Annotated in this window: 23 protein-coding genes; 9 read left to right on the forward strand and 14 right to left on the reverse strand. The window is 73.1% G+C overall.

Annotation, left to right across the window (positions count from 1 at the left end; translation table 11 throughout):
- Nucleotides 1–212 precede the first annotated feature (212 nt).
- Nucleotides 213–884 (forward strand): PhzF family phenazine biosynthesis protein, encoded by a 672-nt coding sequence (locus tag ACIQOW_RS33510; RefSeq protein ID WP_401091358.1) that lies wholly within the window; start codon nt 213–215, stop codon nt 882–884.
- Here ACIQOW_RS33510 and ACIQOW_RS33515 read toward each other — a convergent pair.
- The 4 genes from ACIQOW_RS33515 to ACIQOW_RS33530 form a co-directional block, all read right to left on the reverse strand.
- Nucleotides 854–1,336 (reverse strand): VanZ family protein, encoded by a 483-nt coding sequence (locus tag ACIQOW_RS33515; protein ID WP_401091360.1) that lies wholly within the window; start codon nt 1,334–1,336, stop codon nt 854–856. The two genes, ACIQOW_RS33510 and ACIQOW_RS33515, sit on opposite strands and share 31 nt — an antisense overlap.
- A gap of 238 nt (nt 1,337–1,574) precedes the next feature.
- Complete coding sequence (locus ACIQOW_RS33520; RefSeq protein WP_401091362.1) at nt 1,575–1,922, reverse strand: hypothetical protein; 348 nt, start codon at nt 1,920–1,922, stop codon at nt 1,575–1,577.
- Nucleotides 1,919–3,463: an ATP-binding protein gene (locus ACIQOW_RS33525; protein ID WP_401091364.1), complete on the reverse strand. Its 1,545-nt coding sequence runs from the start codon at nt 3,461–3,463 to the stop codon at nt 1,919–1,921. The genes ACIQOW_RS33520 and ACIQOW_RS33525 overlap by 4 nt, the downstream gene beginning before the upstream one ends.
- A gap of 61 nt (nt 3,464–3,524) precedes the next feature.
- Nucleotides 3,525–4,202 carry a response regulator gene (locus tag ACIQOW_RS33530; RefSeq protein ID WP_188296432.1) on the reverse strand — a complete coding sequence of 226 codons (678 nt, stop codon included), beginning with the start codon at nt 4,200–4,202 and terminating at the stop codon, nt 3,525–3,527.
- A 269-nt stretch (nt 4,203–4,471) separates the two neighbouring features.
- On the opposite strand from ACIQOW_RS33530, the gene ACIQOW_RS33535 reads away from it, so the two are divergent.
- Nucleotides 4,472–5,455 (forward strand): SigE family RNA polymerase sigma factor, encoded by a 984-nt coding sequence (locus ACIQOW_RS33535; protein ID WP_401091367.1) that lies wholly within the window; start codon nt 4,472–4,474, stop codon nt 5,453–5,455.
- A gap of 241 nt (nt 5,456–5,696) precedes the next feature.
- Here the strand turns inward: ACIQOW_RS33535 and ACIQOW_RS33540 are convergent, their stop codons facing one another.
- From ACIQOW_RS33540 to deoC, 5 genes are all read right to left on the reverse strand, one after another.
- Nucleotides 5,697–6,320 carry an ATP-binding protein gene (locus ACIQOW_RS33540; protein ID WP_401091469.1) on the reverse strand — a complete coding sequence of 208 codons (624 nt, stop codon included), beginning with the start codon at nt 6,318–6,320 and terminating at the stop codon, nt 5,697–5,699.
- Nucleotides 6,321–6,391: 71 nt separating this feature from the next.
- Nucleotides 6,392–6,826 carry a hypothetical protein gene (locus tag ACIQOW_RS33545; protein WP_401091369.1) on the reverse strand — a complete coding sequence of 145 codons (435 nt, stop codon included), beginning with the start codon at nt 6,824–6,826 and terminating at the stop codon, nt 6,392–6,394.
- A 271-nt stretch (nt 6,827–7,097) separates the two neighbouring features.
- Nucleotides 7,098–8,000: an aldehyde dehydrogenase family protein gene (locus tag ACIQOW_RS33550; RefSeq protein WP_401091371.1), complete on the reverse strand. Its 903-nt coding sequence runs from the start codon at nt 7,998–8,000 to the stop codon at nt 7,098–7,100.
- Nucleotides 7,993–9,474 carry an aldehyde dehydrogenase family protein gene (locus ACIQOW_RS33555; RefSeq protein WP_401091372.1) on the reverse strand — a complete coding sequence of 494 codons (1,482 nt, stop codon included), beginning with the start codon at nt 9,472–9,474 and terminating at the stop codon, nt 7,993–7,995. Before ACIQOW_RS33555 ends, ACIQOW_RS33550 begins: the two co-directional genes overlap by 8 nt.
- A 5-nt stretch (nt 9,475–9,479) precedes the next feature.
- The gene (gene deoC, locus ACIQOW_RS33560) at nt 9,480–10,466 is read right to left on the reverse strand and encodes a deoxyribose-phosphate aldolase (RefSeq protein WP_401091374.1); all 987 of its coding nucleotides are present in this window, start codon (nt 10,464–10,466) and stop codon (nt 9,480–9,482) included.
- A gap of 187 nt (nt 10,467–10,653) precedes the next feature.
- On the opposite strand from deoC, the gene ACIQOW_RS33565 reads away from it, so the two are divergent.
- The 5 genes from ACIQOW_RS33565 (at nt 10,654) to ACIQOW_RS33585 (ending at nt 13,998) form a co-directional block, all read left to right on the forward strand.
- Nucleotides 10,654–10,920, forward strand: a complete 267-nt coding sequence (locus ACIQOW_RS33565) for an AbrB/MazE/SpoVT family DNA-binding domain-containing protein (RefSeq protein ID WP_401091376.1) — start codon at nt 10,654–10,656, stop codon at nt 10,918–10,920.
- Nucleotides 10,917–11,375, forward strand: coding sequence for a PIN domain-containing protein (locus ACIQOW_RS33570; protein WP_401091378.1), 459 nt, complete (start codon nt 10,917–10,919; stop codon nt 11,373–11,375). Before ACIQOW_RS33565 ends, ACIQOW_RS33570 begins: the two co-directional genes overlap by 4 nt.
- A gap of 73 nt (nt 11,376–11,448) precedes the next feature.
- Entirely contained in the window at nt 11,449–12,129 is a 681-nt protein-coding gene (locus tag ACIQOW_RS33575) for a PH domain-containing protein (protein WP_401091380.1), read from the forward strand.
- A 593-nt stretch (nt 12,130–12,722) separates the two neighbouring features.
- Nucleotides 12,723–13,124 carry a tyrosinase cofactor gene (locus ACIQOW_RS33580; RefSeq protein WP_401091382.1) on the forward strand — a complete coding sequence of 134 codons (402 nt, stop codon included), beginning with the start codon at nt 12,723–12,725 and terminating at the stop codon, nt 13,122–13,124.
- Between the two features lie 46 nt (nt 13,125–13,170).
- The gene (locus ACIQOW_RS33585) at nt 13,171–13,998 is read left to right on the forward strand and encodes a tyrosinase family protein (RefSeq protein ID WP_401091384.1); all 828 of its coding nucleotides are present in this window, start codon (nt 13,171–13,173) and stop codon (nt 13,996–13,998) included.
- A gap of 107 nt (nt 13,999–14,105) precedes the next feature.
- Here ACIQOW_RS33585 and ACIQOW_RS33590 read toward each other — a convergent pair whose 3' ends face one another.
- The 3 genes from ACIQOW_RS33590 to ACIQOW_RS33600 all read right to left on the reverse strand — a co-directional run bounded on the left by ACIQOW_RS33590 (nt 14,106) and on the right by ACIQOW_RS33600 (nt 17,475).
- A complete protein-coding gene (locus tag ACIQOW_RS33590; protein WP_401091386.1) occupies nt 14,106–15,827 on the reverse strand; it encodes a phospho-sugar mutase in 1,722 nt (573 codons plus the stop codon).
- 170 nt (nt 15,828–15,997) lie between these two features.
- Nucleotides 15,998–16,819, reverse strand: a complete 822-nt coding sequence (locus ACIQOW_RS33595; RefSeq protein WP_401091388.1) for a purine-nucleoside phosphorylase — start codon at nt 16,817–16,819, stop codon at nt 15,998–16,000.
- A 218-nt stretch (nt 16,820–17,037) separates the two neighbouring features.
- Complete coding sequence (locus ACIQOW_RS33600) at nt 17,038–17,475, reverse strand: gamma-glutamylcyclotransferase (protein WP_049660023.1); 438 nt, start codon at nt 17,473–17,475, stop codon at nt 17,038–17,040.
- A gap of 97 nt (nt 17,476–17,572) precedes the next feature.
- On the opposite strand from ACIQOW_RS33600, the gene ACIQOW_RS33605 reads away from it, so the two are divergent.
- Nucleotides 17,573–19,027 (forward strand): NAD(P)H-quinone dehydrogenase, encoded by a 1,455-nt coding sequence (locus ACIQOW_RS33605; protein WP_401091391.1) that lies wholly within the window; start codon nt 17,573–17,575, stop codon nt 19,025–19,027.
- A 236-nt stretch (nt 19,028–19,263) separates the two neighbouring features.
- A complete protein-coding gene (locus ACIQOW_RS33610) occupies nt 19,264–20,220 on the forward strand; it encodes a DeoR/GlpR family DNA-binding transcription regulator (RefSeq protein WP_401091471.1) in 957 nt (318 codons plus the stop codon).
- Between the two features lie 81 nt (nt 20,221–20,301).
- On the opposite strand, the gene ACIQOW_RS33615 is transcribed toward ACIQOW_RS33610, so the two are convergent.
- Complete coding sequence (locus ACIQOW_RS33615) at nt 20,302–22,077, reverse strand: acetyl/propionyl/methylcrotonyl-CoA carboxylase subunit alpha (protein ID WP_401091393.1); 1,776 nt, start codon at nt 22,075–22,077, stop codon at nt 20,302–20,304.
- A gap of 158 nt (nt 22,078–22,235) precedes the next feature.
- Nucleotides 22,236–22,970, reverse strand: coding sequence for a hypothetical protein (locus ACIQOW_RS33620; RefSeq protein ID WP_401091395.1), 735 nt, complete (start codon nt 22,968–22,970; stop codon nt 22,236–22,238).
- Nucleotides 22,971–23,021 lie beyond the last annotated feature (51 nt).

A 23,021-nucleotide genomic window follows, 5' to 3' on the forward strand; every position in this document is an offset into this window, starting at 1 on the left:
GCGGCGCGCTCGCCCGCCCCGGGCCCGCCGCCGCTTGGCGCCGCCGCGCTCGACGAGCGCCTCCGTCGAGGCGATGATCCGTCGGGACCGGCGAGACCGGCGAGACCGGCGAGGCAGTCAGGACCGTCAGGACCGGCGGGACGGCCTGCGGCGCGGCCTCCGCGTCAGGCTGTCATCGCACGGTGCCGGAGCGGCGATCGAAGAGGTGGGGAATGACGGAGTTCGAGGTGTTGCGGGTCTTCTGCGGGCCCGGCGGGAGCCACGGGAACGAACTCGGCGTGGTGCGCGACGGCGCCGCCGTGCCGGAGCGCGCGGACCGGCAGCGGATCGCGCGCGAACTCGGGTACAGCGAGACGGTGTTCGTCGACGACCCGGAGCGCGGGGAGATCGACATCTACACCCCGTCGGTGCGCCTGCCGTTCGCCGGCCACCCGTGCGTGGGCGCCGCCTGGCTGCTCGGGGTGGACCGGCTGGTCACCGCGGCCGGGGAGGTGGCCGTCCGGCGCGAGGACGGGCTGACCCGGATCGCGGCCCGCCCGGAGTGGCTCTCGGGCCGGACGCTGCGGCGGTACGGCTCGGCGGCCGAGGTGGAGGCGCTGGAGGTGCCGCCGCCGGGGGAGTGGGTCTACGCCTGGGCCTGGCGGGACGAGGCGGCCGGCACCGTGCGGGCGCGCGCCTTCCCCGGGCGGGGCGACGGGATCGACGAGGACGAGGCGACCGGTGCGGCCGCCCTGCTGCTGGCCGCGAGCCTGGGCCGGCCGCTGACGATCACCCAGGGCCGGGGCTCGCGGCTGCTGGCCGGGCCGCGCGGCGGGCTGGTCGAGGTCGGCGGCCTGGTGGCCCGGGGCCGGGCTCAGCGGGCGGGCGGCGTCGGTTCGGCGTAGGCCCTCCGCCGGCCGGCGGACCCTCCGGCCGGCCGGAGGGCGGCGGCGACCGGGGTGACGGCCGGCCCCGGCGGCACGGAGAGCACCGTCAGCCGGGGCGTCGGCGGCCGCCGGTCCCGCAGCAGGTGCCGCAGGCCGGGGACGAGCGCGAGGTGGACGACGGCCACGCCGACGACGGCGAGCAGGATGTGGTCCACGTTGAGGACGTGCCCCGGCGCCCAGGAGGAGAGGAACTCCAGCCCGGTGGCCAGCAGCGCGGACGCGCCGGTGGTGCGCAGGAAGGACGGCAGCCAGCGTGCCCGGAGCCGGCCGCCGGCCAGCGGGAGCAGGACTCCGAGCGGGGCCAGCAGCAGGAGTTCGCCGACCACCTGCCAGCCGGTCGAGGAGCGGAGCGAGGCGAGCGGCGTCAGGTTGGCGTCGTACACCCAGGTCACCGGAATCGGTCTCAGCACCAGCCAGAGCACCAGCGCCAGGTGGCCGGTGAGACCTGCCAGCCCGGCCGCTCGGAGGGGACGGTGGGCGGCCGCCGCCGGGCTTCTGTCGGTCCCCGCGCCGGAACGCTCGTCGCGTGTCCTGGTGCCATCTCGCTGCACGGGGGGAAGGACGTGAGCCGACGGCACGTCGGTTCCACACCGGGCGTGAACATTCCGAACGCGCCCCTCCAGGGCGGTCCCCGCCCCCTCCGGACAACTACTTGCAGGGCGAGGACGTCGGCACCGCGCCGAACACGTTGTCCGGCGGCGGGCTGCCCGGCGGCACCGGGCTGGGCGACGGGCTCGGGCTCGCGGCGGCCTTGGCGCCGCGGGCCTGGGTCACGGTCGGGGCCGGGCCCGGCGGGGTGACCAGGGCCGCCGGTATGTGCGGGGTGGTCGGGCAGGCCGTCCGGCTGGCGGGCGCGCCGGCGTCGACCGGTACGGCGGTCGGCCGGATGCCGCAGCCGGAGGCCAGCGCGAGCAGCAGCAGCACGCCGGCGCCGCGCCGCAGGGCGGTGCGGGTGGCGGCCGGGTCGGTGCGGGGGGTGCTGGTGGGGGTGGTCACGTGGCGTCCTTGTCCTCGGCGGCGTCGCCGGCGGGGCCGCCCCCGGCCTCGCCCGCGGACGGCGGAGGGGGCGGGGCCAGCGGCAGGGTCAGGGTGAACACCGCGCCGACCTCCCCGTTCGCCGCGGTGATCGTCCCCCCGTGTATCTGCGCGTTGGCCATCGCGATCGACAGCCCGAGGCCGCTGCCCTCCGAGCGCGCCCGCCCCCGGTCGGCCTTGTAGAAGCGGTCGAAGACGTGCGGCAGCACGTCCTCGGGGATGCCGGGGCCGCTGTCGGAGACCTCGACCACGACCGAGTCCCCGTCCTGCCGGACCCCGACCCGCACCGGCGAGCCGCCGTGCTTCAGCGCGTTGCCGATCAGGTTGGCGAAGACCACGTCGAGCCGGCGCGGGTCGACCACGGCCAGGATGCCGCGCGGGGCGTCCAGTTCGACCGCGTCGTACCAGGCCCGGCCGTCGATGCAGGACATGATCAGGTCGGCGATGTCCACCTCGTCGGCGACCAGCCTGGCGGTGCCGGCGTCGAAGCGGGTCACCTCCATCAGGTTCTCCACGAGGTCGGACAGCCGCCTGGTCTCGCTGACCACGAGCCGGACGGCCGGCTCGATCATCGGGTCCAGCGACTCGGCCTCGTCCTCCAGGATGTCGGTGACGGCGGTCATCGCGGTCAGCGGGGTGCGCAGCTCGTGCGACATGTCGGCGACGAACCGCCGGCTCTGCGCCTCGCGCGCGCTCAGCTCCTCGACCTGCTCGTGCAGCGACTCCGCGGCCCGGTTGAACGTCCGGGCCAGGTCGGCGAGTTCGTCCGAGCCCTCGACCTCCAGACGGGTGTCGAGACGCCCCTCGCCGAGCCGCCGGGCGGCGTCCCCGAGCCGCTTGACCGGCCGCAGCACGGTGGCCGAGGCGGCCTGGGCCAGCAGCGCCGAGCCGATCAGCGCGAGCAGGGTGGCGATGGCCAGTGACCAGCCCAGGGTGTTGAGGTCGGCCCGCTCGTTCTCCAGTGACTTGAACATGTACGCCGTCGGACCGCTCGGCACCACCTTGGTGCCGCCGATCACGAACGGCCGGCCCTCCAGGTTCTGCCGCTGCCAGTACAGGTGGTACGGGTACGGGTTGTTCTCGTTGAGCTCGCGCGGCTTGGCGACGGCGGTCTGCAACGGGGCCGGGACGTCGGCCAGGGTGAAGTTCGCGGGGTCGGAGGATGCCGTGCACTCCGGGTGGGCCGGGTCGACCACCACCACGTCGTACGTCAGGCCGGAGCTGGCCACGGTGGACGCCAGCCCGGCCAGCTCCGGGCAGCTCGCGTTCAGCGGCAGCTCGGAGACGTTGCGGGTGAGCGAGACCCGGAAGTCGTTCAGCGCCGTGTCCTGGGCGCGCTTGAGCACCGCGTCGCGGTTCAGCCAGTACGCGATGCCGGAGGCCGAGACGGCGGCGAGCAGCGCGACGGCCGCGAACACCGCGATCAGCCGCACCCGCAGGGAGCGCAGCCGACGCCACCGGCCGGTCGGGAACCGCCGGGCAGTCGTCTGATGGTCAGTCACAGGAGCCTGTCGTGGTACGGGAGTTCAGGGGGCGGGTGGGGCTGGTCGGAAGCGTTCCTGGTCACGCCGGCGGATCCAGCCGGTAGCCCACCCCCCGGACGGTGCGGATCAGCGTCGGCGCGGACGGCACGTCCTCGACCTTGGCCCGCAGCCGCTGCACGCACGCGTCCACCAGACGGGAGTCGCCGAGGTAGTCGTGCTCCCAGACCAGCCGCAGCAGTTGCTGGCGGGAGAGCGCCTGCCCCGGGCGGCGGCTGAGCTCCAGCAGCAGCCGCAGTTCGGTCGGGGTGAGCTGGAGGTCCAGCCCGTCCTTGGTGACGGTCATCGCCGCCCGGTCGATCACCACGCTGCCGTACGCGGAGGAGTCCGAGCTCTCCCGCTCGCCGCGGCGCAGCACGGCCCGGATCCTGGCATCCAGCACGCGTGGCTGGACCGGCTTCACCACGTAGTCGTCCGCGCCGGACTCCAGGCCCACCACCACGTCGATGTCGTCGGAGCGGGCGGTGAGCAGGATGATCGGCAGCTGGTCGGTGCGGCGGATCCGGCGGCACACCTCGAAGCCGTCGATCCCGGGCAGCATCACGTCCAGCACGATCAGGTCGGGCCGCTGCTCCTTGAAGAGCCTCAGACCGTCCTCACCGGAGGCGGCGGTGGCCACGCGGTGGCCCTGGCGGGTGAGGGCGAGGTCGAGGCCGGTCCGGATGGCGTCGTCGTCCTCGATCAGTAGGAGGAAAGGCACGGCCCCATTTTGGCCCACCCGCAGCCGTGAATCACCCCCCGGACCGATCACCTTCCCCGCGGGAACCGGAAGGAGGGCCACCGGCGTCCGGAACGGAGGGAAGCGAACCGGGGTCTCCGGCCCGCTCCTGTGACACCCCTGTGACAGTCGGCGGACAGCGCCATCACAACCGGCGGGCAGGATTTTCCGTGTCGCCGCAGGACAGCGGGCCGGAAGGCCGGCTGAAGGGCGGCTACCGGAACCGCTCGTACCGACCCAGGGGGCGCACGATGAACGCCACGCTTCAGACCCGGACCAACCCGGCTGTCCGCACCGCGCGTTCGTCAGCCACGTCCACCCGGACCCGGTACGAGGTCAGGACCGACGAGAACTCCGGTGCCGTGACCGTGCGGGGGTGCGCGCACAGCACCGGTGGAAACCCTGTCGCCCGTCGGGTGAGCGGCGGCGGCAGGACGGGGGAGCTGTACGGAATCGGCCGGCTGGGGAGTTCGGCCGACTCCGCAGGCACCCTCACGCTGCGGGGGATCCTCCCCGTCCGCGTCGAGGGCAAGGACGCCCCGGGGGGGAACCGGGGGACCGGGGGGAACGGTCCGCGGACGGCCGGCTCGGGGGAGCCGGCCGGTCGCGAGGCCGCCGGTGCGACGCTGCTGCGGCTGAACCCCGCCGCGGCCCGCACCACCGAGGCCGGACAGGAAGGCGCGCAGGGGGAGCACCCGGCCGTCGCGGAGGACCACATCACGGAGTTCACCGCGTACGTGCGGGAGCGCCGCGCCTCCCTGTACGCCACGGCCTACCACCTGACCGGTGACCGCTACGAGGCCGAGGACCTGCTGCAGAGCGCGCTCTTCAGCACCTACCGCGCCTGGGGCCGGATCACCGACAAGGCCGCGGTCGGCGGGTACCTCCGCCGCACCATGACCAACCTGCACATCTCCGCCTGGCGGCGCCGCAAGGTCAACGAGTACCCGACCGAGGAGCTGCCGGAGACGGCCGGCGACACCGACGCGATGGGCGGCACCGAGCTGCGCACCGTGCTCTGGCAGGCGCTGGCGAAGCTGCCGGAGAACCAGCGCACCATGCTGGTGCTGCGGTACTACGAGGGCAAGACCGACCCGGAGATCGCCGACGTGCTGGGGATCAGCGTCGGCACGGTCAAGAGCAGCATCTGGCGCGCCCTGCGCCGGCTGCGCGAGGACGAGCACCTGAACAAGTCGGGCGACACCGTCCGGGCGTTCGGCGAGCTGGTCGCGTAACGAGGACTCCCGTCGGGGGACGGGTAGCGGACGGTCACGGTCCGGGGGCAGCGGCTCGGGGGAGCATGCCCGTGGGGGAGCCGAGGACCGTCCAGGGAAGGCGAAGGGCCCGGTGCGGGGGAGACGCACCGGGCCTTCGTCGTGCCCTGGAGCCGGCCCGGGTGCGGACGGCGGCTTCGGACGGCGGCTTCGGACCGTGACTCCGTTGCGCGGCTCCGGAGCGGGGCCCGGGACCGCGGGGTCAGGCCGCGGAGAGTTCGGTGGCCATGGTCGTGGCGCGGATCCGCCGCTCGGCCTCGGGGCCGGCGCACGCGTACGAGCCGAGTGCCACCTGCCGTCCGACGATGGACCGTTCGGCCCGCATCAGCCGCAGGCCCCGGCGCAGCAGCACCGGCAGCGACTTGCGGCCCTCCCTGACGTCCCGGCGCAGCCGGCGCCAGGCCGTGGTGAGCGCGCCGTTGCGCAGGCACAGGGCGTCGCCGAGCAGGCCGAGGCCGGCGCACTCGGTGGTGATCTCGGCGGCGAATATGCCCTCCGCGATGAACGCGGCGGCCCCGCCCAGCTCCAGGCCGCGGGTGCCGGTCCTGCCGTTGTCCGGGATCGAGTACACCGGGACGTCCGTGCGGCCGTGCTCGTGCAGGGCGCGGATGGCGGCGACGGCCTGGTCACGGTGCCAGGCCAGCGGGGAGTCCCAGTCGACGGCGCCGTCCGGCAGCCGCGGCAGGGTCGGGTCGTCCCCGTCCTTGTAGAAGTCGTCGAGCTGGAGCACCGGCAGACCGCTGCGCTCGGCCAGCGAGGACTTCCCCGACCCGGAGGGCCCGGAGAGCAGGATCACCCGGGCATGCGCGGCCGGTGCGGGGTTCATGGGGGAGTCACTCACGGGACACCAGTCTGACGCATCCCGGCCGGTTGCCGAAACCTGCCGGTCCCGGCCTTCTACCGCGACGGCGGCTGTGACTGCGCCTGCGGGTCGGCGAGGGCGACGTGGACCATCGGGAGGTAGCGGCTGTCCACCTGGAGGTACACCGGCTCCTCGGTGCCGGGCGGCCGGTAGGCGGTGGCGGCCCAGTCCTGGCTGTGCCAGGTGTCGGGCTCGGGATCGTGGAAGGTGCCGCCGGCGGACAGTTCGCGCCGGCCGGTGTCGCGGGCGACGAGGGCCACGGTGCCGGCGCCCGGCGTGATGTGCAGGCTGCCGTTGACGTACCCGGGCTGCCGGCCGGACCGGGCCGAGCAGGGCACCCGGACCGGGCGGCCGGCGGCCAGCCGGCGAGTGGTGCGGGCCACGTGCCACCTGCGGTAGAAGCCGTCCGCGAACAGTGCCATCAGCTCGCCGATGAACTCGCCCATCGTCCCCCCGGTCGATTCCGTCACCGGCGATTCTGGCCGGGGCGGACGGGCGCGCGGGAGCGCCGAAAGTCGGCGGCACGGCCGACGAAAGTCGACGGGAGGCCGACGGGCGCCGACCGGCAACGGCTGGAATGCCGGGCGGCACCGGAACACCCCGGAACGCCGACGGACCCACGCCAGGGGGGGAGAGGCGCGGGTCCGTCCTGTGACCGTCCGGGCCCTGGGGGGGTGAGGGCACTGGGGACGGCCAGTCTGTGGAGTTGTGCTGTCGTTCCGTCGGGCGGAGCGGCGGAGGTCAGATCCCCATCGGGTGCCAGACCGTCTTGGTCTCCAGGAACGAGAGTAGCCGGTCCGTACCGGGCGCATTGGTCCAGTCCTGGGCGAACGGGTCCAGCACGGGACGGACTACCCGCTTCAGGGTATCCGCAGCGGCGGCTTCCAGCGCCTGCGCCGCGCCGGGGCCGTCGGTGGCGATCGCCCCGGTGAGGTCCAGCGCGTTGACGTCCTGGTGCGAGGCCAGGGTGGGGGCGATGTCCGCGGTCCGGCCCGAGACGAGGTTGACCACGCCGCCCGGGACGTCCGAGGTGGCCAGCACCTCGCCCAGCGACAGCGCGGGCAGCGGGGCGTCCGCGGCGGCCGCGACCACGACCGTGTTGCCGGTGGCGATCGCCGGGGCGATCACCGAGACCAGGCCGAGCAGCGAGTGCCCGTACCCGGCCTGCGGGGCGACGATCCCGACCACGCCGGTCGGCTCCGGGGTGGAGAGGTTGAAGAACGGCCCGGCGACCGGGTTGGCGCCGCCCGCGATCTGGGCGACCTTGTCGGTCCAGCCCGCGTACCAGACCCAGCGGTCGATCGCGGCGTCCACCAGGGCGGCGGCCTTCTTCGGGCCGATGCCCTCGGAGACGGCCACCTCGGTGGCGAACTGCTCGCGCCGGCCCTGGAGCATCTCGGCCACCCGGTACAGCACCTGGCCGCGGTTGTACGCGGTGGCGCCGGCCCAGCCCTTGACCGCCTTGCGGGCGGCCACGACGGCGTCGCGGGCGTCCTTGCGGGTGCCCAGCGGGACGTTGGCGAGCCATGCGCCCTTCGAGTCCGTCACCTCGTACACCCGCCCGCTCTCGGAGCGCGGGAACTTCCCGCCGACGTACAGCTTGTAGGTCTTGAGGACGTCAAGACGCGTTGCGACATCAGACATCGAGGTAGGCCTCCAGACCGTGGCGGCCACCCTCGCGGCCGTAGCCCGACTCCTTGTAGCCGCCGAACGGCGAGGTCGGGTCGAACTTGTTGAAGGTGTTGGCCCAGACCACGCCGGCCCTGAGCCGGCTCGCCATCCAGAGGATGCGCGAGCCCTTCTCCGTCCAGATGCCGGCGGAGAGGCCGTACGGGGTGTTGTTGGCCTTCTCGACCGCCTCGGCGGGGGTGCGGAAGGTCAGCACCGACAGGACCGGGCCGAAGATCTCCTCCTGGGCGATCCGGTGGGCCTGGCTCACGCCGGTGAACAGGGTCGGCTTGAACCAGAAGCCGGTGCCGGGGAGGTCGCAGGCCGGCGACCAGCGCTCCGCGCCCTCGGCCTCGCCGGCCTCGGTCAGGGCGGTGATCCTGGCCAGCTGCTCGGCCGAGTTGATGGCGCCGATGTCGGTGTTCTTGTCCAGCGGGTCGCCGACCCGCAGGGTGGCCATCCGGCGCTTCAGGGCGTCCAGCACCTCGTCCTGGACCGACTCCTGGACCAGCAGGCGCGAACCCGCGCAGCAGACGTGGCCCTGGTTGAAGAAGATGCCGTTGACGATGCCCTCGACCGCCTGGTCGATCGGCGCGTCGTCGAAGACGATGTTCGCGGCCTTGCCGCCCAGCTCCAGCGAGAGCTTCTTGCGGGTGCCGGCCAGCTGCCTGGCGATGGCCCGGCCGACCGGGGTGGAGCCGGTGAAGGCGACCTTGTTGACGTCCGGGTGCGCGGTGAGCGCCGCGCCGGTGCGGCCGTCGCCGGTGACGATGTTGACGACGCCCTTCGGCAGACCGGCCTGGCGGCAGATCTCGGCGAAGCGCAGCGCGGTCAGCGGGGTGGTCTCGGCCGGCTTCAGGACGACCGTGTTGCCGGTCGCCAGCGCGGGCGCGATCTTCCAGGCCAGCATCAGCAGCGGGAAGTTCCACGGGATGACCTGGCCGGCCACGCCCAGCGGCTTCGGGGCGGGGCCGAAGCCGGCGTGGTCCAGCTTGTCGGCCCAGCCCGCGTAGTAGAAGAAGTGCGCGGCGACCAGCGGCAGGTCGACGTCGCGGGTCTCGCGGATCGGCTTGCCGTTGTCGATCGACTCCAGCACGGCCAGCTCGCGGCTGCGCTCCTGGACGATCCGGGCGATCCGGAACAGGTACTTGGCGCGCTCGCTGCCGGGCAGCGCCGACCAGCCGGCGAAGGCCTTGCGGGCGGCGGCGACCGCGCGGTCGACGTCCTCCTCGGTGCCCCGGGCGAACTCGGCGAGCACCTGCTCGGTGGCCGGGTTGACCGTCTTCAGGGCCTCCTTGCCGGAGGAGTCGACGAACTCGCCGCCGATGAAGTGGCCGTAGGAGCTGGCGATGTCGCCGGCGGCCGCGGGGGACTCCGGTGCCGGGGCGTAGGCGAAGAGGCCGCCGGCGGGCTTGGCCGCGGGCTCCTCGGTGTTCTTCTTCTTGGCCATGGTGATCAGTCCACCGTCACGTAGTCGGGGCCGGAGTAGCGGCCGGTGGCCAGCTTCTGGCGCTGCATCAGCAGGTCGTTGAGCAGGCTGGAGGCGCCGAAGCGGAACCAGTGCGGGGTCAGCCAGTCGTCGCCGAGGGTCTCGTTGACCATCACCAGGTACTTCATGGCGTCCTTGGTGGTGCGGATGCCGCCGGCGGGCTTGACGCCGACCTGGACGCCGGTGGCCGCGCGGAAGTCGCGGACCGCCTCCAGCATCAGCAGGGTGACCGGCGGGGTCGCGTTGACGGCGACCTTGCCGGTGGAGGTCTTGATGAAGTCGGCGCCGGCCAGCATCGCCAGCCAGGAGACCCGGCGGACGTTGTCGTAGGTCTGGAGCTCACCGGTCTCGAAGATCACCTTGAGGTGGGCGGAGCTGCCGTCGGGGCGCTGGCACGCCTCCTTGACCGCGAGGATCTCGTTGAAGACGTCGAGGTAGCGGCCGGAGAGGAAGGCGCCGCGGTCGATCACCATGTCGATCTCGTCGGCGCCCGCGGCCACCGCGTCGGCGGTGTCGGCGAGCTTGACCGGGAGGGCGGCGCGGCCGGCCGGGAAGGCGGTGGCCACCGAGGCGACCTGGATGCCGGCGCCCTTCAGGGCGGCCTTCGCGGTGGCGACCATGTCCGGGTAGACGCAGATGGCGGCGACACGGGGGGTGGTCGGGTCGGTCGGGTCGGGGGTCCTGCCCTTGGCGCACAGGGCGCGCACCTTGCCGACCGTGTCCGCGCCTTCCAACGTGGTCAGGTCGATCATCGAGATCGCCAGGTCGATGGCGTACGCCTTCGCCGTGGTCTTGATCGAGCGGGTACCGAGAGTGGCGGCACGCGCCTCCAGGCCGACCTGGTCGACGCCGGGCAGGCCGTGCAGGAAACGGCGGAGCGAGGCCTCGGACGCCGCAACGTCCTGAAGGCCGCTGCCCGCAACGCCGAGGGCATTGGCTGCAACAGTGGACATAGTCACCAGACCAGCATATCTACGCGCGTAGTGGGCCGCCAGGGCGCCTGCCATTCGTGGCCGGACCGAGATCTGCGGGGTCGGGGTGGAGGCCAGGCCCCCGGGGCCGGGCAGTGGTGATCAATTTCGAGAATGGTGAGCAGAAAACGTCATGGCCCATATTTCGTCGAATGGGTAACCTGGAGCCATGAGTGTCACAGACGACCGCCCGGCGGAGGCGACGACCACGGTCGGGCACCGGGGGCGCATCATCCTGCCCGTCGCCATTCAGCGTGCCGCGCACATGAGGGAAGGCGCGCGAGTCCACCTGCGGGTGCTCGAAGGCGGGGGAGTGATCATCGAGACGGCCGACGACATCAAGCGCCGGCTGAAGTTCCGCCTCCCCGTCGGAGTCGATCTCGCGACCGACGACCGCGCCGAGGCGGACGAGGACGAGGAGCGTGGCGCCGCGTGAGCCACCTCCTCGACGCGGGCGCGGTCCTCGCCTGGATGGCCGACGAGCCCGGAGCGGCCCAGGTCGAGGACGTCCTCGACGGCGCCCGGCTCCCCACCGTCTGCCTCACCGAGGTGCTCCGCCGCGCCCAGGCGTACGGACACCACAGCCCGCCCTGCCGTATCGCGGACGACCTTGTCGGCGCCGGCCTGGTCATCGTCGAGGAGGTCACCCAGGCCGACGCCGTCCGTGCCGCCGAGCTGCGCCACCTCTCGTACACCACCCGATCCCGGTGGACCGAGGACGATCTGCGACACACCAGGTCGGGCAAGCCCGGGACCCTGTCCACCGCAGACTCGCTGTGCATCGCCATCGCCGAACGCCTCGACCTGCCCGTCCTGACCACGGACCGCGCGTGGTCGGTGGTGGAACGGCTCGCCGGGGGCTTCCGGATCAAGACCGTGCACATCCGTTAGGTACCGAACCGCCGTCGAACGGTGATCGTCGAGGCCTGTGGACTCTTCGGGCGCATGGGGCAGAATCGACGCCATGACCGATTCCGACGGCACGCCCCACCAGGGCCCGGCCGCCCCCGACGGGGAGCCCGAGTACGCGGACCGCGTGTACCGCTCTGTCCCCGGTGTGATCTCCGGAGTGCTGCTGCTGGCCGTCGCGGCCTGGCTGGTCGGCGACGCGGCGCTGAACGGGACCGGGAAGACCCCGTACGTCTCGCTGGCGGCGGTGCCGGTGTTCGCCTTCCCGGTGATCGCGTACACGCTGCGCCCGGTCGTGACGGCCGGCCGCGACCGGCTGGTGGTGCGCAACCCGTGGCGGACCGTCGTCGCGCCCTGGGCCTCGGTGGACGCGCTGCGCGCGGGGTACTCGGTCGAACTGCTCGCGGGCGGGAAGAAGTACCAGGTCTGGGCGGTGCCGGTGTCGCTGCGGCAGCGCAAGCGGGCCACCCGGGCGATGAGCACCGGCGCCGCCGAACACGCCTCCAGGACCGGCCTGGGCCTCGGGCTGGCCAAGCGGACCAACCCGGTCGTCCAGGGCTCGCCCGACCCGACCCGCGCCTGGTCCGACCAGGTCACCGCGGTCCTCCAGGAGATGGCCGAACGCAACGCCGGCCGCCCCGGGGCCACCGGCCCGGTCGAGGTCCGCTGGTGCTGGTGGATCATCGCCCCCACCCTGATCGGCCTGGCCGCGCTGATCACCGTCATCGCCGTCTGAGCCACGCAGGAGGGGCCGGCCGCGCGCCCGGCACTGTCGGACGGCCGAGGGTGCTGACCGCTTCACCTCGCCCCGCCGGATGCGATCCGGCGGGGCGAAGTGCTGTCGGGGCGCGGTCGGTTCGGGCGCGGAGGGCCGATGCCGTCGGTGGTGACGAACCCGGGCATCGGGGACTCCGGCAAGCCGGTGGATCGAATCCACGGACCGAAGGCGGGCCGCATCCCGTCATGTTCCGGGTGTGAGCCGCGTCGCCGGGAGCGCGTCGCGCGGGAAGGTCTGCGGGGAGGCGGGGTCGGTTCCGGAAGATCTTTGGAAAGATCGCCTGCGAGCGGTTGGAAAGTGAAACTTCCCCGCCGACGATGATGAACATCCGACAAGTGGGCTGACCGGAAAGCGCCCAACCTTCTCCGTATTCGTCATGCTCCCGTTACGGACCGCGCACATCCATTGAAAGTATGGACATGGGGCGGATCGACCATGGAATTACTCCCCATGGTCAGGGTTTGGGGACTGTTTGCTATTCCGTCCCCTTGTAGAAACGTTTCTTTCATGCGCGCGCCTCGATTCTCCGAGGCGCCGGAGGGGGTTTCACCATGTCCGAAATCAGCCGCACCACGGAGCTGACCCGACGACGGATGCTCCAGGGCTCGGTGCTCGCGCTCACCGCCGCGGCCGGCACGGGCGTGCTGGCGGTCGCGGGACCGACCAGCAAGTCCGCCACCGCCGCCGACCTGGGGGAGAACGACCAGTTCGACGAGTCCTACCAGGGCCGCCGCATCCAGGGCCGGCCGACCGCCCGTGCCGGCCACCACGGCGCCGGTGTCGGGTACACGGTGCTGATCGACGGCCGGGAGCTGCACATGATGCGCAACGTCGACGGCACCTGGATCAGCGTCATCAACCACTACCAGACCTTCACCACCCCCCGCGCGCTCGCCCGCGCGGCCGTCGACGACCTTCAGGGCGCCACGCTCGTGCCGATTTCCGTCGCCTGAACCGGCCCACCGCACGTTCGGACCACTGGCTCACCGAGGAGAAACCATGGCAGTCCGCAAGAACCAGGCGACCCTGACGGCCCAGGAGAAGCGCGCCTTCGTCGACGCCGTACTGGAGCTCAAGCGGCTCGGCCGCTACGACGGTTACGTCGACACGCACAACTACTTCATCGTCAACGACAGCGACACCGGTGAGCGGGTCGGCCACCGCTCCCCGTCCTTCCTGCCCTGGCACCGTCAGTTCCTGCTCCAGTTCGAGCGGGACCTGCAGAGCATCGACCCGAACGTCACGCTCCCGTACTGGGACTGGACCGTCGACCGGGCGGCGAACTCGTCGATCTGGGGCGCCGACTTCCTGGGCGGCAGCGGCCGCAGCGGCGACAACCAGGTGGTCACCGGCCCGTTCGCGTACGGCACCGGCAAGTGGACGGTGAACGTGCGCCCCGACAGCCGCGACTACCTGCGCCGCACGCTCGGCGCCGCGGTCTCCGCGTTGCCGACCCGGGCCGAGGTGGAGACCGTGCTCGCCATGACCGCCTACGACGCCGCACCGTGGAACAGCTCCTCCGACGGCTTCCGCAACAACATGGAAGGCTGGCGCGGCCCCAACCTGCACAACCGGGCGCACGTGTGGATCGGCGGCCAGATGAACTCCGGGATGTCCCCGAACGACCCGGCGTTCTGGCTGCACCACTGTTTCATCGACAAGCTCTGGTCGGAGTGGCGGCGCCGCAACCCCGGCTCGGGGTACCTGCCCGTGGTGCCCACCGCCAATGTGGTCGACCTCAACAAGCCGATGAAGCCCTGGAACACCACCACGCCGGCCCAACTGCTGGACCACTCCACGCTCTACACCTACGACACCGGCTTCTGAGCCACAGCGGCGCGGCTTCGGCGAAGTCCCGCGTGACGCCGTAGCCTCCGGAGGCCGCGGTGCCCCGTCGAGCCGATGCTCGACGGGGCACCGTGCCACGGGTGGGATCAGATGCCGACGGCCTCGGCGAGGTCCCGCTTGACGGCGGCGAGGAGACCGGCGGCGCGGGCGCGGGCGGGGGCCAGGTCGGCGGCGGAGGCGACCGGGAGGACGACCTCCAGGTAGCACTTGAGCTTGGGCTCGGTGCCGGAGGGGCGGACCACGATGCGGGCCGAGCGGACGGCCTCGCCGTCCAGGTAGTAGCGCAGCCCGTCGGTGGGCGGCAGGTCGGCGGAGCCGGCCGACAGGTCGTCGGCGCGGGTGACCCGGAGGCCGGCCAGGACGGTCGGCGGCCGCTCGCGCAGGCGCCGCATGGCGTCGGCGATCAGCGTGAGGTCCTGGACCCGGACGGAGAGCTGGTCGGTGGCGTGCAGGCCGTGCTCCAGCGCCAGGTCGTCCAGCAGGTCGGACAGCGTGCGGCCGGACTTCTTGAGGGTGGCGGCGAGCTCGGCGACCAGCAGGGCGGCGGTGATGCCGTCCTTGTCCCGGACGCCCTGCGGGTCGACGCAGTAGCCGAGCGCCTCCTCGTAGCCGTAGCGCAGGCCCTCGGCGCGGGAGATCCACTTGAAGCCGGTCAGCGTCTCGGCGTAGCCCAGGCCCGCGGCCTCGGCGATCCGGCCGAGCAGGGTGGCGGAGACGATGGTGGTGGCGAAGGTGCCCTCGGCCTTCTTCGCGACCAGGGCCGAGCCGAGCAGTGCGCCGACCTCGTCGCCGCGCAGCATCCGCCAGCCGGCCGCGCCGCCGCTGCCGCCGCCGGCCGCGTCGCCGTTGGCGGGGACGGCCACCGCGCAGCGGTCGGCGTCCGGGTCGTTGGCGATCACGATGTCGGGGCCGACCGACGCGGCGGTGCGGAAGGCGAGGTCCATCGCCCCCGGCTCCTCCGGGTTGGGGAAGGCCACGGTCGGGAAGTCCGGGTCGGGCTCGGCCTGCTCGGCGACCACGGTGGGCGCGGGGAAGCCGGCCCGGCGGAAGGCGGCGACCAGGGTGTCGCGGCCGACGCCGTGCATCGGGGTGTAGACCACCTCCAGGTCGCGCGGGCCGCGCGCGTCCACGATGGAGACGGCCCTGTCCAGGTAGGCCTCGACGACCTCCTCGCCGAGCACCTCCCAGCCCTCCTCGGCGCGCGGGACCTCGTCCAGCGAGCCGATCGCGTCGATCCCGGCGGCGATCCCGGCGTCGGCCGGCGGGACGATCTGCGAGCCGTCGCCCAGGTAGACCTTGTAGCCGTTGTCCTGCGGCGGGTTGTGGCTGGCGGTGACGGTGACGCCGGCGGCCGCGCCCAGGTGGCGGACGGCGAAGGCGAGCACCGGGGTGGGCAGCGGGCGCGGCAGCAGCGCGGCGCGCAGGCCGGCGCCGACCACCACGGCGGCGGTGTCGCGGGCGAAGTCGTACGACCTGTGGCGGGCGTCGTAGCCGATGACGACCAGGTCGCCCAGGCCCTGCTGCCTGACGTACGCGACCAGGCCGGCCGCGGCCCTGATCACCACGGCGCGGTTCATCCGCATCGGGCCGGCGCCGAGTTCGCCGCGCAGGCCGGCGGTGCCGAACTGGAGCCGGTCGGAGAAGCGCTCGGCGAGCTCCGCCCAGGCGAGCTTTCCGTCGGTCTCGACCTCCGGGGCCTCGGCCCTGGCCAGCAGGGCGCTGAGCTCCTCGCGGGTCTGCGGGTCGGGGTCCTCGGCCAGCCAGGTCCGGGCCCGGGCGAGGAGGTCGGTGGTGGGTGCCTGCGTCATGCCAGCTCCATCGGGAAGTGCGTCGGTGGGTGGGCCGGAGGTTCCGCGCGAGTGAGGAAGAGCGAGTGAGGAAGAGGTGGGCACATGCGGACGGGGCCCACGGGATGGCGTGATCAGCGGATCACGCCGCCCGTGGGCCCCGTCAGTCATGATTCTGCGCCTGGCGGGCGTCAGATCCGCTCAAGGACCTTCGCCAGCAGTTCGCCCATGCGCTCGGCGGAGGCCTTGCCGGCCTCCAGCACCTCGGCGTGGTTGAGCGGCTCGCCGGTCATGCCGGCGGCCAGGTTGGTGACCAGGGAGATGCCGAGCACCTCGCTGCCGGCCTCGCGGGCCGCGATGGCCTCCAGGGTGGTGGACATGCCGACCAGCTCGCCGCCGATCACCCGGGCCATGTTGACCTCGGCCGGGGTCTCGTAGTGCGGGCCGCGGAACTGCACGTAGACGGCCTCGTCCAGGGACGAGTCGATGTCGCGGCACAGCTCGCGCAGGCGCTTGGAGTACAGGTCGGTGAGGTCGACGAAGTTGGCGCCGACGATCGGCGAGTCACCGGTCAGGTTGATGTGGTCGCTGATCAGGACCGGCTGGCCCGGGGTCCAGCCCTGGCGCAGGCCGCCGCAGCCGTTGGTCAGCACGATGATGCCGCAGCCGGCCGCGGCGGCGGTGCGCACGCCGTGGACGACGGTGGCCACGCCGTGGCCCTCGTAGTAGTGGTTGCGGCCGAGGAAGATCAGGGCGCGCTTGTCGCCGATCTTCACCGAGCGGATCGTGCCGGCGTGGCCGGCGACGGCGGGGGCGGGGAAGCCGGGCAGGTCGGTGACCGGGAACTCGGCCACGGTCTCGCCCAGGGCGTCGGCGGCCGGCACCCAGCCGGAGCCCATCACCAGGGCGACGTCGTGCCGCTCGGCACCGGTCAGCTCGCGCAGGCGCTCGGCGGCGGCCTGGGCGGCGGCGTAGGGGTCGGCGGAGACGACCGACTGAGGAGAAGCGTTCACGGGTCCGAGGATAGACGGGATTCGGCTACGCGCGTAGAAAATCCGCCGCGGCGTGCCGGATCGTTACCCGGCTGACCGGAAACACAGCTCGGCGGGCGTTCTCCGGGGCGACCCGGCCAGGCGCGCGGTGGTGGCCGGGGTGCTGGCGGACACCGTGCGCGGCTGGGGGCCGCGGCCCTGAGCGGGCCAGGGCTCTGGGGCCAGGGTCGGCAGTCGTCCTAGCAGGGGCGGCGGCGCAGGTCCATCACGTAGTCGTGCGGGGCGCCGGCGCTCTCGGCGGCGTCCGCGACCAGGCCGAGGTAGCGGGCCGCGGGCAGGCCGCCCTCGTAGTCGTTGAGCACGTACGTCCAGACCGGGATGTCCCCGTCCAGGGTCTGCGCGCGCAGCTTGATCTTGCGGTAGATGCCGAGCTGGACGCCCTCCCAGCGGTCCAGGCCCTCCTCGTCCATCGGCGCGACGTCGTACAGCGAGACGAAGACCTGGTCCTTCTCGTCCTCGACCACGGTGGCCAGCGAGCCCTCCCAGCCGAGCTGCTCGCCGCCGAAGGTGAGCCGCCAGCCGGCTAGCCACCCCGTGCCGCGCAGCGGGGAGTGCGGGGCTCGGCGGGTCATCTGCCGGGCATCGAGGTTGGTGGCATACGCGGCGTAAAGGGGCATGGGGGCCAGCGTAGCCCGGGCGGCGGGCGGGCCGCGGCGACTGGACGAAGGTGCGAGCCGGGACCCCGGCGTGGCGGCCCTCCCGGCGTGCGGGACAATGGGGAGCGTGACTCGGATCGTGATCATCGGTGGCGGACCCGGCGGCTACGAGGCGGCCCTGGTCGCCGCACAGCTCGGCGCGGAGGTGACCGTCGTCGACCGCGACGGTCTGGGCGGATCGGCGGTGCTCACGGACTGCGTTCCGTCGAAGACCCTGATCGCGACCGCGGAGGTGATGACCACCTTCGACAGCTCGTACGAGGAGCTGGGCATCCTGGTCGCGGACGACACCCCGCCGCTCGAGCAGGCGGCCCGGGTGATCGGCGTGGACCTGGGCAAGGTCAACCGCCGTGTGAAGCGCCTGGCGATCGCCCAGTCCCACGACATCACCCAGTCCGTCACCCGGGCCGGCGTCACCGTGCTGCGCGGCCGCGGCCGGCTCGGCACCGGCGGGCAGGCCGCGGACGGCTCCCGCGAGGTCCTGGTGGACGGGCCCGACGGCACCGTGCAGTCGCTGCGCGCCGACGCGGTGCTGATCGCCACCGGCGCCCACCCGCGAGAACTCCCGGACGCCCAGCCGGACGGCGAGCGGATCCTCACCTGGACCCAGGTGTACGACCTGGAGGAGCTGCCCCGCGAGCTGATCGTGGTCGGCTCCGGCGTGACCGGCGCCGAGTTCGCCGGCGCGTACCAGGCGCTCGGTTCCAAGGTCACCCTGGTGTCCAGCCGCGACCGGGTGCTGCCGGGCGAGGACCCGGACGCCGCCGAGGTGCTGGAGGACGTCTTCCGCCGCCGCGGCATGAACGTGATGGGCCGTTCGCGGGCCGAGAGCGTCAAGCGGATCGGCGACCGGGTCGAGGTCATGCTGGCCGACGGCAAGGTGATCGAGGGCACCCACTGCCTGATGGCGGTCGGCTCGATCCCCAACACCGCCGAGATGGGCCTGGAGGACGCCGGGGTCAAGCTCAACGACTGGGGCCAGATCCAGGTCGACCGGGTCTCCCGCACCACCGCCCCCGGCGTCTACGCGGCGGGTGACTGCACCGGCGTCTTCATGCTCGCCTCGGTGGCGGCCATGCAGGGCCGGATCGCGATGTACCACGCGCTCGGCGACGCGGTGCAGCCGCTGAACCTCAAGACCGTGGCCTCCAACGTCTTCACCGACCCGGAGATCGCCACCGTCGGCTACACGGCGGCCGACGTGGAGTGCGGCAAGATGGACGCCGTCGTGGTCAAGCTCCCGCTGCGCGGCAACCCGCGGGCGAAGATGCAGGGCATCAGGGACGGCTTCGTGAAGCTGTTCTGCCGCCCCGGCACCGGCATCGTGGTCGGCGGCGTGGTCGTCGCCCCGCGGGCCAGCGAGCTGATCCACCCGATCTCGCTCGCGGTGGACGCGAATCTGACGGTCGAACAGGTGGCCAGTGCCTTCACCGTCTACCCGTCCGTCTCGGGCTCGACCGCCGAGGCGGCCCGCCAGCTGCACATCCGCAAGCGGGCCGACGGCGAATCCTGAGCGTCCGGCGCGCAGTTGGGGGCGGCTGCCGATCCGCGGCCGCCCTTCGCGCGGGCATGGCCGTCACCCGGACGGCGGGCGCAGTTCCGGGTCATCGGCGGCGCGTATTCTACGGTCACGCGCCGCTCGTGCGTGAGCAATTCCCGCTACCAGCTGCAAACGCCTGAAAGCAGACGGTCACGCAGGTTACCGTCGGTTCTGTGTTTGCAGCAGAACGTCGCCAGTTGATCCTCGAAATGGTGCGCGCCAACGGAGCCGTCTCGCTCCGGGAGTTGGCCCGCGTCGTCCAGACCTCCGAAGTGACCGTGCGCCGTGACGTGCGGGCGCTGGAGGCAGAAGGGCTCCTCGACCGCCGGCACGGCGGCGCGGTGCTCCCCGGCGGCTTCAGCCGCGAACCCGGATACCCGCAGAAGACCCACCTGTCCGCGGCGGAGAAGAGCGCCATCGCGGACTTCGCCGCCGGCCTGGTGGAGGAAGGGGACGCGGTGGTGGTCGGCGCCGGCACCACCACCCAGGAGCTGGCCCGCCGGCTGGCCAGGGTGCCGGGGCTGACCGTGGTCACCAACTCGCTGCTGGTCGCCCAGGCCCTGGCACACGCCAACCGGGTCGAGGTGGTGATGACCGGTGGCACCCTGCGCGGCTCCAACTACGCGTTGGTGGGCAGTGGTGCCGAGCAGTCGCTCCAGGGGCTGCGGGTCACCAAGGCCTTCATCTCCGGCAGCGGGCTGACCGCCGAACGCGGGCTGTCGACCGCGAACATGCTGTCCGCGAGCGTGGACCGGGCAATGGTGCTGGCGGCTGCCGAGGTCATCGTCCTCGCCGACCACACCAAGCTCGGCGCGGCCGGCATGTTCCAGACCGTCGCCACCGAGACCATCACCCGGCTGGTCACCGACGAGCAGGCGGCCGCGGACGACACCACCGCCCGTGAGCTGGACGCGCTCGCCGACTGCGGGGTCCAGGTCGACCTGGCCCCGCTGGGCGCGTCGCCGAGCGGCGACGCCCCGGTGCACGGCACCGGCAGCGGGCCGGTCCACCAGACCCAGCCGGGTCCGATGGCCCGCCGGGCCGGTCCGCCCCCCGGGGGCGCCCCGCTGCCCGGCCAGCGCCGTCCCGGTGCGCACGGCGGGCCGGCCGGCCCGGGCGGCATGCCGGCCAGGCTGGCCGAGATGGGCCTGCCGCGCGGGCGCTGAGCCCGTACGGGGGCCGGAGACGCGACCGGTCCGCACGCCCCCGAGGGCGTACGGACCGGTCGGTGGAACCAGGGACCCCGGTCAGTCCTTGATCTCGCACAGCGCGGCGCCGCTGCTGACGCTCGCGCCGACCTCGGCCTTGAGGCCGGAGACGGTGCCCGCCTTGTGCGCGTTCAGCGGCTGCTCCATCTTCATCGCCTCCAGGACCACGATCAGCTCGCCCTCGGCGACGACCTGGCCCTCCTCGACGGCGACCTTGACGATGGTGCCCTGCATCGGCGAGGCCAGGGTGTCACCGCTGAGGGCCGAGCCGGCCTTCTTGGTGCCCACCCGGCGCTTGGCCTTGGCGGCGCCCGTCGCACCGGCCGCCGGGGCCGCCGCGACGCCCAGCGAGGACGGCAGCGAGACCTCGATCCGCTTGCCGCCGACCTCGACCACCACGGTCTCCCGGGTCTCGGCCTCCTCGCCGTCACCGGCCGCGCCGGCGAACGGCGGGATGGTGTTGTCGAACTCGGTCTCGATCCAGCGGGTGAAGACGGTGAAGGGTTCGTCGTTGCCGTGGACCTCGGGTGCGAAGGCGGGGTCGGTGACGACGGCCTGGTGGAAGGGGATGGCGGTGGCCATGCCTTCGACCTTGAACTCGTTGAGGGCGCGGCGGGCGCGTTCGAGGGCCTGCTTGCGGTCGCGGCCGGTGACGACGAGTTTGGCGAGGAGGGAGTCCCAGGCGGGGCCGATGACGGAGCCGGTCTCGACGCCGGAGTCGAGGCGGACGCCGGGGCCGGTGGGTGGGGCGAAGAGGGTGACGGTGCCGGGGGCGGGGAGGAAGCCGCGGCCGGGGTCTTCGCCGTTGATGCGGAACTCGAAGGAGTGGCCGCGGATTTCGGGGTCGTCGTAGCCGAGTTCCTCGCCGTCGGCGATGCGGAACATCTCGCGGACGAGGTCGAGGCCGGTGACTTCTTCGGTGACGGGGTGTTCGACCTGGAGGCGGGTGTTGACCTCGAGGAAGGAGATGGTGCCGTCGAGGGCGACGAGGAATTCGCAGGTGCCCGCGCCCTGGTAGCCGGCTTCCTTGAGGATGGCCTTGGAGGCGCGGTAGAGCTCGGCGTTCTGTTCGGGGGTGAGGAAGGGCGCGGGGGCTTCTTCGACGAGTTTCTGGTGGCGGCGCTGGAGTGAGCAGTCGCGGGTGGAGACGACGACGACGTTGCCGTGTTTGTCGGCGAGGCACTGGGTCTCGACGTGGCGGGGGTTGTCGAGGTAGCGCTCGACGAAGCATTCGCCGCGGCCGAAGGCGGCGACGGCTTCGCGGACGGCGGATTCGAAGAGTTCGGGGATCTCTTCGAGGGTGCGGGCGACCTTGAGGCCGCGGCCGCCGCCGCCGAAGGCGGCTTTGATGGCGACGGGGAGGCCGTGTTCGCGGGCGAATGTGACGACTTCGTCGGCGCCGGCGACGGGGTCGGGGGTGCCGGCGACGAGGGGGGCGCCGGCGCGTTGGGCGACGTGGCGGGCGGTGACCTTGTCGCCGAGGTCGCGGATGGCCTGGGGGGGCGGGCCGATCCAGGTGAGTCCGGCGTCGAGGACGGCCTGGGCGAAGTCGGCGTTCTCCGACAGGAAGCCGTAGCCGGGGTGGACGGCGTCGGCGCCGGAGTCGGCGGCGGCCTTGAGGACCTTGGCGATGTCCAGGTAGCTGGTTGCGGGAGTGTCACCGCCCAGCGCGTAAGCCTCGTCGGCCGCGCGGACGTGCAGCGCATCCCGGTCCGGCTCGGCGTAGACGGCGACGCTGGCGATACCGGCGTCCGAGCAGGCCCGAGCGACGCGGACAGCGATTTCCCCGCGGTTGGCGATGAGCACCTTGCGCACTGTGGCTCCCTTCTTGAACCTCGTCGAGTTTATGGATTCGAGGGCAGTACCGGCGAGTAGCCCCGGGTTGTGAACTATCCCACACGCTCGGTGATGCCTGGTGCGGCCCGGTGGACGGGTTCGCCGAGTGGCCGGGGCCACACTCTCGTCCGGGCCGCTCAAGCGGCGCCGGAGCGGGCGCCGGGCCGTTGCAGCGCCTCGGCCGTCACGTCCGCCACCGGCTCGACCATGTCGGGCCCGTACGCCTCCGGGTTGACCACCCGCAGGACGAGCGCGAAGGTGCCGTCGCGCCCGTACGTCCGGGCGAGTTCGCGGTGGTGCGCGACCAGGTAGCGCACTCCCGCCTGGTTGGCGATGCCGGTCTGGCCGGAGACCAGGAACACCGGGCGGCCGCCGTCCGGGGTGGCGATCCGGGCCAGCAGGGTGTGCGCCTGGTCGCGGTCGGCGGTGAAGTCGCGCCCGCCCACCACGATCACGTTGCTGCCCGGCCCCGGGCCCGAGGTGACGAGCGCGCCCGGCAGGCCCCAGGCCAGGTGCGCGGCCGTCCGCTCGTTGCTGACCGGACCGCCCAGGCACAGCTCGGTCTTGGCGCCCAGGCCGCGGTGCGCGGCGTCGTGGGCGACCAGTTCGGGCCGCGCCCCGCACTCCTCGACCAGGCCGGCCAGCCACATCAGCGCGTAGGCGTCACGCCGGGTCACGGTGTGCGCGTGCGAGCCCGTCCCGATGCTGCGCGGCACCACGACCAGGCACTCGCTGCCGCCCGGCAGCCCGAAGAACTCCCGCACCCGCTCGACCCTGCGCCGCCGCCGCAGCACCTGGGCCAGCCAGCCGAGGCCGGCGCTGATGGCGCTGGCGACCAGGCCGAGCACCACGTTGAGCACGCTGTCGGTCATCTGCCCTCCCCGTCCGAACGCCCGTCAGCTTAGGGGTGCGGGCAGGCGTGC

The sequence above is a fragment of the Kitasatospora sp. NPDC091335 genome (genome assembly GCF_044757205.1).
Lineage (GTDB): Bacteria > Actinomycetota > Actinomycetes > Streptomycetales > Streptomycetaceae > Kitasatospora.

What these genes read in the sequence shown, in the direction of transcription:
- ACIQOW_RS33565 (WP_401091376.1), top strand. Translation starts at nt 10,654, where the DNA reads ATGAGTGTCACAGACGACCGCCCGGCGGAGGCGACGACCACGGTCGGG.
- ACIQOW_RS33510 (WP_401091358.1), top strand. Translation starts at nt 213, where the DNA reads ATGACGGAGTTCGAGGTGTTGCGGGTCTTCTGCGGGCCCGGCGGGAGC.
- ACIQOW_RS33620 (WP_401091395.1), bottom strand. Translation starts at nt 22,970, where the DNA reads ATGACCGACAGCGTGCTCAACGTGGTGCTCGGCCTGGTCGCCAGCGCC.
- ACIQOW_RS33600 (WP_049660023.1), bottom strand. Translation starts at nt 17,475, where the DNA reads ATGCCCCTTTACGCCGCGTATGCCACCAACCTCGATGCCCGGCAGATG.
- ACIQOW_RS33555 (WP_401091372.1), bottom strand. Translation starts at nt 9,474, where the DNA reads ATGGCCAAGAAGAAGAACACCGAGGAGCCCGCGGCCAAGCCCGCCGGC.
- ACIQOW_RS33535 (WP_401091367.1), top strand. Translation starts at nt 4,472, where the DNA reads ATGAACGCCACGCTTCAGACCCGGACCAACCCGGCTGTCCGCACCGCG.
- ACIQOW_RS33580 (WP_401091382.1), top strand. Translation starts at nt 12,723, where the DNA reads ATGTCCGAAATCAGCCGCACCACGGAGCTGACCCGACGACGGATGCTC.
- ACIQOW_RS33575 (WP_401091380.1), top strand. Translation starts at nt 11,449, where the DNA reads ATGACCGATTCCGACGGCACGCCCCACCAGGGCCCGGCCGCCCCCGAC.
- ACIQOW_RS33605 (WP_401091391.1), top strand. Translation starts at nt 17,573, where the DNA reads ATGGGGAGCGTGACTCGGATCGTGATCATCGGTGGCGGACCCGGCGGC.
- ACIQOW_RS33590 (WP_401091386.1), bottom strand. Translation starts at nt 15,827, where the DNA reads ATGACGCAGGCACCCACCACCGACCTCCTCGCCCGGGCCCGGACCTGG.
- ACIQOW_RS33610 (WP_401091471.1), top strand. Translation starts at nt 19,264, where the DNA reads ATGGTGCGCGCCAACGGAGCCGTCTCGCTCCGGGAGTTGGCCCGCGTC.
- ACIQOW_RS33585 (WP_401091384.1), top strand. Translation starts at nt 13,171, where the DNA reads ATGGCAGTCCGCAAGAACCAGGCGACCCTGACGGCCCAGGAGAAGCGC.
- ACIQOW_RS33550 (WP_401091371.1), bottom strand. Translation starts at nt 8,000, where the DNA reads ATGTCTGATGTCGCAACGCGTCTTGACGTCCTCAAGACCTACAAGCTG.
- deoC (WP_401091374.1), bottom strand. Translation starts at nt 10,466, where the DNA reads ATGTCCACTGTTGCAGCCAATGCCCTCGGCGTTGCGGGCAGCGGCCTT.
- ACIQOW_RS33540 (WP_401091469.1), bottom strand. Translation starts at nt 6,320, where the DNA reads ATGAACCCCGCACCGGCCGCGCATGCCCGGGTGATCCTGCTCTCCGGG.